Annotated in this window: 10 protein-coding genes and 1 pseudogene; 4 read left to right on the top strand and 7 right to left on the bottom strand. The window is 34.7% G+C overall.

Features of this window, described 5'->3' with window-relative positions:
• Positions 1-273 precede the first annotated feature (273 nt).
• From BM012_RS25750 to BM012_RS25735, 4 genes and pseudogenes are all read right to left on the bottom strand, one after another.
• Positions 274-480, bottom strand: a complete 207-nt coding sequence (locus tag BM012_RS25750; RefSeq protein ID WP_061804549.1) for a hypothetical protein — start codon at positions 478-480, stop codon at positions 274-276.
• A 15-nt stretch (positions 481-495) separates the two neighbouring features.
• A pseudogene (locus tag BM012_RS25745) lies at positions 496-897 on the bottom strand (VOC family protein); the annotation flags it as partial.
• 35 nt (positions 898-932) lie between these two features.
• Entirely contained in the window at positions 933-1,121 is a 189-nt protein-coding gene (locus BM012_RS25740; protein WP_061804547.1) for a hypothetical protein, read from the bottom strand.
• A gap of 12 nt (positions 1,122-1,133) precedes the next feature.
• Positions 1,134-1,868 (bottom strand): NAD(P)H-binding protein, encoded by a 735-nt coding sequence (locus BM012_RS25735; protein ID WP_235606167.1) that lies wholly within the window; start codon positions 1,866-1,868, stop codon positions 1,134-1,136.
• A gap of 59 nt (positions 1,869-1,927) precedes the next feature.
• Here BM012_RS25735 and BM012_RS25730 point away from each other — a divergent pair, with 59 nt between their 5' ends.
• Both BM012_RS25730 and BM012_RS25725 read left to right on the top strand, forming a co-directional pair.
• The gene (locus tag BM012_RS25730; protein ID WP_061804545.1) at positions 1,928-2,494 is read left to right on the top strand and encodes a TetR/AcrR family transcriptional regulator; all 567 of its coding nucleotides are present in this window, start codon (positions 1,928-1,930) and stop codon (positions 2,492-2,494) included.
• Positions 2,495-2,890: 396 nt separating this feature from the next.
• Positions 2,891-4,054 carry an MFS transporter gene (locus BM012_RS25725; protein WP_082802590.1) on the top strand — a complete coding sequence of 388 codons (1,164 nt, stop codon included), beginning with the start codon at positions 2,891-2,893 and terminating at the stop codon, positions 4,052-4,054.
• 338 nt (positions 4,055-4,392) lie between these two features.
• Here the strand turns inward: BM012_RS25725 and pdxR are convergent, their stop codons facing one another.
• On the bottom strand, positions 4,393-5,772 hold the full coding sequence (gene pdxR / locus BM012_RS25720) for a MocR-like pyridoxine biosynthesis transcription factor PdxR (RefSeq protein ID WP_061804543.1): 1,380 nt from the start codon (positions 5,770-5,772) through the stop codon (positions 4,393-4,395).
• 122 nt (positions 5,773-5,894) lie between these two features.
• On the opposite strand from pdxR, the gene BM012_RS25715 reads away from it, so the two are divergent.
• Together BM012_RS25715 and BM012_RS25710 are read left to right on the top strand one after the other, a co-directional pair.
• Positions 5,895-6,323 (top strand): GNAT family N-acetyltransferase, encoded by a 429-nt coding sequence (locus BM012_RS25715; RefSeq protein ID WP_061804542.1) that lies wholly within the window; start codon positions 5,895-5,897, stop codon positions 6,321-6,323.
• A 261-nt stretch (positions 6,324-6,584) separates the two neighbouring features.
• Positions 6,585-7,184 (top strand): GNAT family N-acetyltransferase, encoded by a 600-nt coding sequence (locus BM012_RS25710; RefSeq protein WP_061804541.1) that lies wholly within the window; start codon positions 6,585-6,587, stop codon positions 7,182-7,184.
• Between the two features lie 328 nt (positions 7,185-7,512).
• Here the strand turns inward: BM012_RS25710 and BM012_RS25705 are convergent, their stop codons facing one another.
• Positions 7,513-7,836: a helix-turn-helix domain-containing protein gene (locus tag BM012_RS25705; protein WP_061804540.1), complete on the bottom strand. Its 324-nt coding sequence runs from the start codon at positions 7,834-7,836 to the stop codon at positions 7,513-7,515.
• 160 nt (positions 7,837-7,996) lie between these two features.
• Positions 7,997-9,147, bottom strand: a protein-coding gene (locus BM012_RS25700) for an IS3 family transposase (protein ID WP_139210290.1) whose coding sequence is annotated in 2 segments (ribosomal slippage) — positions 7,997-8,907 and positions 8,907-9,147 — 1,152 coding nt in all. Because the reading frame shifts where the segments join, the coding sequence is not laid out codon by codon here.
• Positions 9,148-9,219: the final 72 nt, after the last annotated feature.

Genomic DNA, 9,219 nt, shown 5'->3' with positions numbered 1-9,219 from the left:
CAGAAGAAATTAAATAACCTGAGTCCATATGAATATAGAACTCAGGTCGCTTAGGGTTGCTTTTTACTACTGTCTACTTGACAGGGGTCACTTCAGAATGGGTTTGCGCTTTTTCACTACCTGTAACATATAACATGTAACATGAATACTGCTCTAAAAGAAGTCAATTATAAAATTGCTTCCCTGTTTAAACTTTATTTGTATCTACATGTGTATTACTTCTTCTTTATCCAAACTATATGAATGTCATTATTTTTCTAGTTACTTATAATGTTAAAGCATTTTTTTTGGATCCATTAGAGTATCCGGTTCATATTCGCCAGCATATGCACGTTCATGAATTTCATTGGCAGACAAACCTTGTTCACGTGCTACTAAAACCTTCTCAACATCAATATATTTCCCCATAGGTTTTTTCGCAAAAGTTGGTGATTTTTTCATAAATTCTTTTGATTTGCTCCAATCTCCGAAAGTGTCCATTGTTAATTCAACCGTGTTACCATCAGGGTCATCATAGTAAAAAGCAATACTAACACCTTGATCTGCTGTGACATATGGTGTAATACCAAGATTCTTTAAACGTAAATACGTATCTAATAAATCATCTAATGTGTCATACTCAAAGGCAATATGTTAAATTCTAGAATGCTTACTTCTGTTCATGTCCGATGTTAATCCTGGAATTCCAATCATTGCTATACGATGGTTAGCTTCATCATTCGTCACCCAAAGAGCCTTTACTTCCATACCAATATCGCCAGCTGGATTTTCTGAATAATGAACTGGTTCCATTCCTAGTACATTATTATACCAACTTACCATTTCTTCAAAACGTCCTGTAGTTAAACCAATATGATGAAGTATTGGAGTAATTTTTTTGTTTTCTTGATTACTCATTTTTTAGACCTCCTGTGTATTAATAATATAAGTACTTAATGAACGCTTGTGACAAAATCCAGCTGGGGATGCTCTCCTACACCAAACACATCAAGCCCAGCTTCATCTGCCCACTTGTCCATTTGTAGAATATCTTCGACACGCTCTTTCGCGGTTTTCACATATCCTTGTATATCAGGAATGCGTTCACCTAACGAATACACTCCAAATTCAAATTCCTCCATTCCTTTGCCCTCCTAGTTGTTAAATACGATTGGCATTTTATGAATCCATTCATCTTTTTGGGTAGCTTCCAGCATACATTTCGCTACATTATAACGAGACACATTCATCTTACCTTTCGTATCTCCAGGCGATACAGAATATCCATTCCCATTTGTTTTCACATTCGGATTAATGATTCGTACAACAGTCCAATCCAGCTTAGAATTTTTAATTAAATTTTCTATTTCTTTCATCTCAGCGTATCCAGTGGGATATAATAGTTTTGCCATTATACTCGGTAACTGAGTAACAAGCTGCTTAACATCTTCCTTTGCAGAAATAGTAGGTGTTGCAAGCGTAAGAAACCTTTTCGGTCCATACTCCTCCATAATAGAAATAATGGCTTTATGTGCTTCTGCAATAGGGAGATCCAAAACTTGTCGTTTCATTGACAGTACAGGTCCAAGGGTACTTACTATAACATCTCTTTCTACAATTGCTTCTCTTAATTTTCCTCGGTCTGTTAAATCTCCCACTATAATTTGCAGTTTTTCGTGTTCTATATTCAAAGCATTAGATCTTCTTGAATAGGCTGTTACCTTATAACCAGCCTGAAGTGCTTGTGTTACAAGAAGCTGACCAATTTGACCCGTTGCTCCAAAAAGGGTTACTTTCACTTTTTTTATTCCGACTCCTTTCGTATATCCAACACTTGTTGTAAAGTTAATATAACAAGGTAGAAAACCTTGTTCAACCAACAAAATCACGCATATGTCGTATATCCAACACATTGATAAAAAATGACTAAAAGATAGGAGAAAGTTTTATGGATAAACAAATGGACCCCCGTGTACTTCGAACTCGTAAGCTCATCATGGATGCATTAATCGAGTTATCCATGAAAAAAGAGTTTAAAGACATAACCATTAAAGATATTACAACGGCTGCAACGGTTAATCGTGCCACCTTTTATTATCATTTCATGGACAAATATGACTTGGTTGAAAAAGTATTAAGCGAAAGCATTATGAGAGAGGTCCTTCAAGAAGTAAGTACACATGAGGTAATTAACGAAGAGACCATTGAGGCTATTTTTTTATCCATAATTAAGTTCCAAACATCTCTCAGTAACCAATGTCAGCGAAGTTACGAGGCATTTAAGCCCCAAATAGAAACGATTTTTAAAAAGGAACTTCAAGTATTTTTTTCGGAGTGGGGGCAAAAACAATGGGCTAATCCAAACAAAATGGAGGTAGAGGCTGGTGCAGTGATGTTAAGCTGGGCACTTTATGGAGCTGCGGTGTATTGGATGCAAAATCAAACGATACAACCAGAAGATTACTTAAAACAATTAATGCCTTTCATAAAGAATTGGAATGAACACGGAGAATGAAAATATTAATCTAATATATTTAGCTCCTCCAGTATATATTCAAAAACATAAGGTTACCCAACATTTTGACATAATACATGTCATAGGTAGTAAAAAAGCGTAAACTCGTTTAGTAACAACGGGTTTGCGCTTTTTTTACTTCCTGGAACATATTTTATGTAAACTAGTTTCAATAGATTATACATTTTGTAATTTGTTGACTCTTATTGAAGAAAAGCTCCCTTTATTTTAATAACTTTGGCTATCTACCATTCCGTTTATCCTAGCTCAAACCAATTTTTAAATTCCTGGAGTGCCCGATCAATAAAACATCCTTTCTATACTTACGTAAAGTTCTTTCTATGACCTCTAAGGAATATACATGTGAAAATAATTTTATATAGAGGAGGTTTAGAGTTGCGAGAGAGAGTAAGTTTAAGTGTTGGTTGGATAACTCTGTTTCTAATGGGTACTGACTTATTTGTGGTATCTCCGTTATTACCGTTCATTTCTAAAGCATATGAAATTAGTCCAGCAACAGCTGGATGGATGGTAACTGTTTTTGCGGTTACATATGCTTGTTCAGCTCCTTTATTTGGGTGGCTTTCAGATAAAAAGGGACGAAGAAGGTTTATTACGTTTGGTTTATTACTTTTTGCTATTTCTAATGCACTAACTGCTTTTGCTTCTTCATTTTTATGGTTGATTGTTAGTCGTATTTTAGCTGGTTTGTCCGTTGCCTCAGTCACTCCTTTGATTTATGCAATCATTGGAGATATTGCCCCACCAAATCGAAGGGGAACATGGCTTTCGATTGTTGTCTCAGGGCACTTAACAGCTCTTTGGGCAGGAGCGCCATTTGGTGCATTATTAGAGCATTTTCTTGGTTGGCGTTCAGTATTTGTGGTAATGGTGATTATAGGAGCTATATTGCTAGTAGTCAATTTTAAAACATGGGAATCTATATTTAGAAGTGATTTAACAAGAAATTCATTAAAAGGAAATACTCTAAGAATACTTGGTTCTGTAAGTGTTACCACCATTTGGGCAATTTCAATATATGCTCTTTACGTTTATTTAGGCGCAGCTCTTTACTCCGAAAATAGATTCTCATCATCAGAAATCGCACTAGCTATTACTTTTTATGGTGTCGGTGCTGTTCTAGGAAGCCTTACAAGTGGACAATTAACAGATAAATTTGGAGAAAGGAAAATTTCGAGGGCTACACTCATTTTCTTGGCTCTTATACTCATTGGTTTAGGGGTATTCTTCTCGTCTGGGTATTGGGTTTATTTCCTTTTGTTTATATGGGCTTTGGTTGGATATGCAGGATTTACATCATACCAAGCACGATTAACGATGGAATATCCGAAAGAACGAGGAATTGTTATGGCGTGGAATAATACAGCCCTGTATATTGGTATTACCATTGGTTCACTCATTGGAGGTTATGTCATATCTAATTGGGGATATACTCCACTCCCATATGTTTGTAGCATTGCAGCAATCATGAGTTTTGTGCTCAGTATTCAAAAAGTGCAAGAATCCAAGAAAGAATCAGATTTTCCAGTAGATACGTGACTTTAGACGATATCTTTTTGTTTTACTATTAGGTGCTTTTATTCGAAGAGTTGCAAGTAATTTATAGCATATTAATATAGATATGACCTACTGCAATCGAGCGAGTTTGTCCAATAAATATAAAAGGATCATGCATATTAGCAAGACTAATATGCATGATCCTTTTTTCTATTCACACAAAATAAGTATTAAAAAGAGACAAAATAAGTCCAGAATTCACACTTAACTTATCAACATTTGAGGAAACTTTTTACTTATATCTTTCGTGCCGTTTTTGGACTTAACTTGGACTGCCCCCATTATAAGAATAAGATAACGACCGACTCCGGGCTCCTTTTTTATGACCATGCCTTTTTTAAAAGCTTCACTCCTAACTGAATTTCATCATATGTAAGATTACTAAAACCAAGTTTAATAATTGGTTCATCAGAATAATTTTTTATGAAATAGATGGAGGTAGGATACACTTTGACTCCATAAATGGAAGCACGCTCAATTAACCATTCTTCAGAATAATTTAGGTGTACCTTAACTAATAGATACAAACCAGACTGTTCCCCAATAATGGATACATTCTTGTTAAAGTGTTTTTTTAACTCTGAAACTAAGCATTGCATTTTTCGCTTATACACAAGGCGCATCCGTTTAATATGGCGATTCCATTCCCCCTCCTCCATAAATTTAGCCATTGTAAGCTGATTAAGAAGGGAAGTGGTACTCTCGAAATGAAGAAATTGCTGTTTATAACGGTTTAAAAGTAACTGTGGTAGCACCATATAACTTAGACGGATTCCTGGGATAAATGACTTTGAGAAATTCCCTAGGTAAATAACTCTTGTAGAATCAATAGAAGCAAGGGCTGGAAAAGGCTGCTGCGTATAGCGAAATTCACTATCATAATCGTCTTCAATAATAAATCCATGTTTCTTGTTAGCCCAATGAATAAGCATTTGCCTTTGTTGAATGGACATGCTTATCCCTAGTGGACATTGATGAGAGGGTGTTACATAGATAATCCTTGAAGTTATTTGTTCTAATTTTGAAAAGTCGGCACCCGTCTCATAAACTGGTAAAGTTTCAAGCATGAAACGATGAAATTGAAAAGATTCCCTTGCCCCCCCATAACCAGGGTCCTCTACAACAATGCTAGGGAAATCATCCTTCAGAATTTGTCCTAGATAAATCAACATTTGTTGAGTACTACTGCCGATTATAATCGCATTTGGATCTGTATTTACTCCACGAGATTGGAGTAAATATGTGGCGATTTGTTCACGCAAGCACAGTTCGCCAAAGGGTTCTCCGTATTGAAAGCTTTCCTGTAATGTTAAAGCTCGATTGGCTATTCTCCTCCAAATTTTCAATGGAAAATGGGTTTGATCTACAACTCCTGGTCGGAAGTTAATTAGGATTGGTATTTCCGACGTTGTTTGCTCTTTAGTAGGAATAACTAAGGCATCTTGAAATAAAAGTGGTTCTACTTCATTTACAAAATAACCTTTCCGCCCTTCTCCTCGTATATAGCCCTCAGCTACAAGCTGCTCATATGCCATCAATGTAGTATTGCGGCTAACTTGAAGAGAATCTGCAAGTTGGCGAATAGATGGCAGTGGATCATTAGGTGGTATGTCGCCACGCTCAATAAAAGATTTAAACTGCTCGTAGATTTGCTTATATTTGGGGGAGTTCTCTTCCAGAACAAAAATAGTATTTTTCATTTATATCCGCCTTTGACATATTCATTTGTTTATAATTGTACCTTTTTAAATGTCAGTTTACATTATAAAATATCTTACATTGATACAACCAATTTCAAAGGCTTAATTAAGGAGGAAAGGCAATGAAACCAATTGTAAAAATAATGAGATCAGATTCAGAAATACTGTCTACTTTTAGCACTTTTAAACAACTGCGACCACATTTAACTGAAGATAAATTTATAAGAAAAATCAGACGATTGCAGGATAATTATGGTTTTAACTTAGTTGCTGTTATTGAAAATGATGAAGTTAACGCAGCTGCTGGATATAGGATTGCTGAATCTTTAGCTTGGGGAAATTATTTTTATGTAGATGATTTGATTACAGATGAAAAAAGTCGTCGAAAAGGATATGCAAAAGTCTTATGGGATTGGCTAATAAGTCAAGCAAAGGAAAATGATTGTGAGCAATTCCATTTAGATTCTGGTGTTCATAGACATGATGCACATAGATTTTACCTCAAAGGTGGATTAGACATTACTTGTCATCATTTTCAAATGTCTCTTTAACAAACGAAGTGCTTTACTAGAAGAAGTCAAAGAAAAAAGTCAGTTTCCTTTGAAAACGTACAAGGAATTTGCCTCGTTTAGATATATTAAAGAACTTCTTCTAATATCATTTGCATTTGAGATGACGAATACTTATGATAGCTTGCGCTTATCTAAATTCAAGATGTAGTTTTGTGTACCTAAGGAACAGGAGTTTATCAATATTTTATTCTATGGGGATATTTGGATATAAAGTTAGGTGAGAATGGAGGAACTAACAGTATGTTTGATGAATTGATAGGCGAGAAAATTCGAATCATTCCTATGGAAAGGGATCATATACAAGGTTTATATGAGGCCGGAAGTGAAAGGTCCATTTGGAATCATTTACCGAAAAAGATTTGCACTTTAGATGATATGAAGTCTTTTGTCGAGGAAGCATTATACAAAAAAGAAACTAGGAATGAATTTCCATTCGTTGTTCTACATTGTAATAATAGTAAAATTATTGGTTCAACAAGATTTCTAGATATTTCAAATGAAAATAAGGGTTTAGAAATCGGATATACTTGGTATAACCCATCTGTATGGGGAACACATATTAATACAGAATGTAAATACCTATTATTAAAATATTGCTTTGAAACCTTGCAATTTATAAGAGTTCAATTTAAAACTGATGAACGAAATTATAGGTCACAAAAAGCAATAGAAAAAATAGGTGGAGTCAAAGAAGGAATTTTAAGAAATCATATGATTCGAAAAGATGAAACTTTTCGTAATTCTGTATTTTACAGTATAATTGAGAGTGATTGGGTTTCTGTAAAGAATAAATTGGAACATATATTGAAAAATTCCAAAAAACAGAGAAAATTTGAGTGATTTTTATTATATTTAACTATCAGGCTGCTTTTGTTAATTAGGTAAGGATAAGGAATTCCAATACATTGGAGTCCTTTTAATTTTATTGAATTACCAACACTAAAATTTAACAGAGCTTATAAAAATGGTTAACTAAAAGACTGTTATAAAATGAAAAGACTGTTACTCAGTTTTGATAACAATCTCTTATTACTTCCTGTAATTGGTGTTATGTAAAGTTTACTTTCCTTTTTACAGCTTGAAGGTTAAATGAACGAACAGCCCACTATGTTACAATAATGGGCTGTTTCTCTCTTAGCTAATACAATTATAAATAATGAGGAAGAAATCATAAATGATTTACAATTAATTGGATCAATCCATATGCTGATCCTAATATAGGAAACACCATCCACCAAAGCTTACTATTGTACTTTCCTTCAGTTTCCTTAATGACAATCTTCTTTTGAAAATCTTCATCTCCTTTAATCAACTCATCTAGCGAGACATTATATAAATTACTTAGTTTAATTAAGTTGTCCAAATCGGGATAGCAGTTTCCGTTTTCCCATTTAGAAATAGATTGCCTTGAGATATGTAACTCTTGAGCTATATGTTCTTGAGAAAATCCTTTTTCTTCTCTTTTTTTCTTTAAGTTGTAAGATAAATTCATTAAATGGATTCCACCTATCGAGTTAATTTATGTTTACTATAAGTTATAAGGAGAAAATAAACGAGCAGACATTAGTTAATTTTAGCGCAACCTATGGTTGCATGGAGGTTTTCTAAGTATTGGATTTGAGTCAATAATTTGGACACAAAAAAGTTAAGTCTTAAGCTGTTTTTCTAATTTGATCCTCAATAGCTTGAGGAGTTTGATAGCCGAGGCTACTATGGATTCGATTACGGTTATACCAGCCTTCTATAAACTGAAACATGGCTAACTTTGCAGCTGAATAGTTTGTGTATTGTGTATGATATACTTCTTCTTTCTTTAATATGGCATGAAACGACTCCATACAGGCATTGTCATAAGGGCAGCCTTTCTGGCTAAAAGACTGCTTGATTTTGTGTTCTTGGACATACTGAGTAAACTCACTGCTGGTGTATTGTGAGCCAAGATCGGTATGAAGAATTAAGCCCTGACGGGGCTTTTGGGAAAAGCAAGCGTTTTGAAGGGCTTCTATCACAAGCTCCGACGTCATGGAATGTGAAAAAGAATAACCAACGATTTTTTTGGAGTGTAAATCTAATACGGATGCTAAATAGCACCAGCCATCTTTTACGGTAGGAATATACGTAATATCTGCCACCCATTTCTCATTAATTGTCTGGGTAGAGAAATCTCGCTTTAAAAGATTATTCAGCTGAACAACCTTTTCTTTTGACGGATAGGGACGATACTTTTTCTTCGTAATGGAACGGATGCCAGCCTTTCTCATTAAGCGTTGAACACGTTTTAGACTAAGATAAAACCCATTGCTTAATAAGGTCTTATGAATTTTCGGAGCACCATAACGCGCTTTACTTTTCAGATAAATCCGTTGGATTTCTTTCGTCAGTTCCTGATTTTCCTGTTCACGCTTTGACACTGTCTTTTTAAAGAAGCTATAGTAGCTACTTCTTGGAATCGTTAGTACTTCGCACATTTTTTGGACAGAGTATTGACCTTTGTGTTTTTCAATAAAATGGTTTAACTCTGTTTCTGTTACTTTTTCGCGAATATGGCCATAGCCTTTTTTAGAATGTCTAGTTCTTGTTTTAACCGAAGGTTTTCTTTCTGAATCTCAGCTAACTCTTTCGATGTCAGAGAGCCTTTTTCTGAACTGATAGGTGTAAATTCTTTCACCCATTTATAGATTGTTACTTCTGATACGCCATATTCGCTACTTAATTCTTTTACCGAGTTTCCAGCATGATATAAATCCACAATGATTTTCTTAAAATCGTCATTATACTTTTTACCTGTAGGTTTACGTTTCAATTCGGACACATCCTCTCAAAAATAATTGTAAGGACTTAATAAAATTGTGTCCATGAAACTATACTAACTCCA

The organism is Priestia endophytica DSM 13796 (genome assembly GCF_900115845.1).
Lineage (GTDB): Bacteria > Bacillota > Bacilli > Bacillales > Bacillaceae_H > Bacillus_I > Bacillus_I endophytica.
This window is presented reverse-complemented; position numbering and strand designations above follow the sequence as displayed.

Coding starts and splice junctions, on each gene's coding strand:
- BM012_RS25715 (WP_061804542.1), top strand. CDS start 5,895: ATGAAACCAATTGTAAAAATAATGAGATCAGATTCAGAAATACTGTCT.
- BM012_RS25705 (WP_061804540.1), bottom strand. CDS start 7,836: ATGAATTTATCTTACAACTTAAAGAAAAAAAGAGAAGAAAAAGGATTT.
- BM012_RS25730 (WP_061804545.1), top strand. CDS start 1,928: ATGGATAAACAAATGGACCCCCGTGTACTTCGAACTCGTAAGCTCATC.
- BM012_RS25750 (WP_061804549.1), bottom strand. CDS start 480: ATGGACACTTTCGGAGATTGGAGCAAATCAAAAGAATTTATGAAAAAA.
- BM012_RS25710 (WP_061804541.1), top strand. CDS start 6,585: ATGTTTGATGAATTGATAGGCGAGAAAATTCGAATCATTCCTATGGAA.
- BM012_RS25740 (WP_061804547.1), bottom strand. CDS start 1,121: ATGGAGGAATTTGAATTTGGAGTGTATTCGTTAGGTGAACGCATTCCT.
- pdxR (WP_061804543.1), bottom strand. CDS start 5,772: ATGAAAAATACTATTTTTGTTCTGGAAGAGAACTCCCCCAAATATAAG.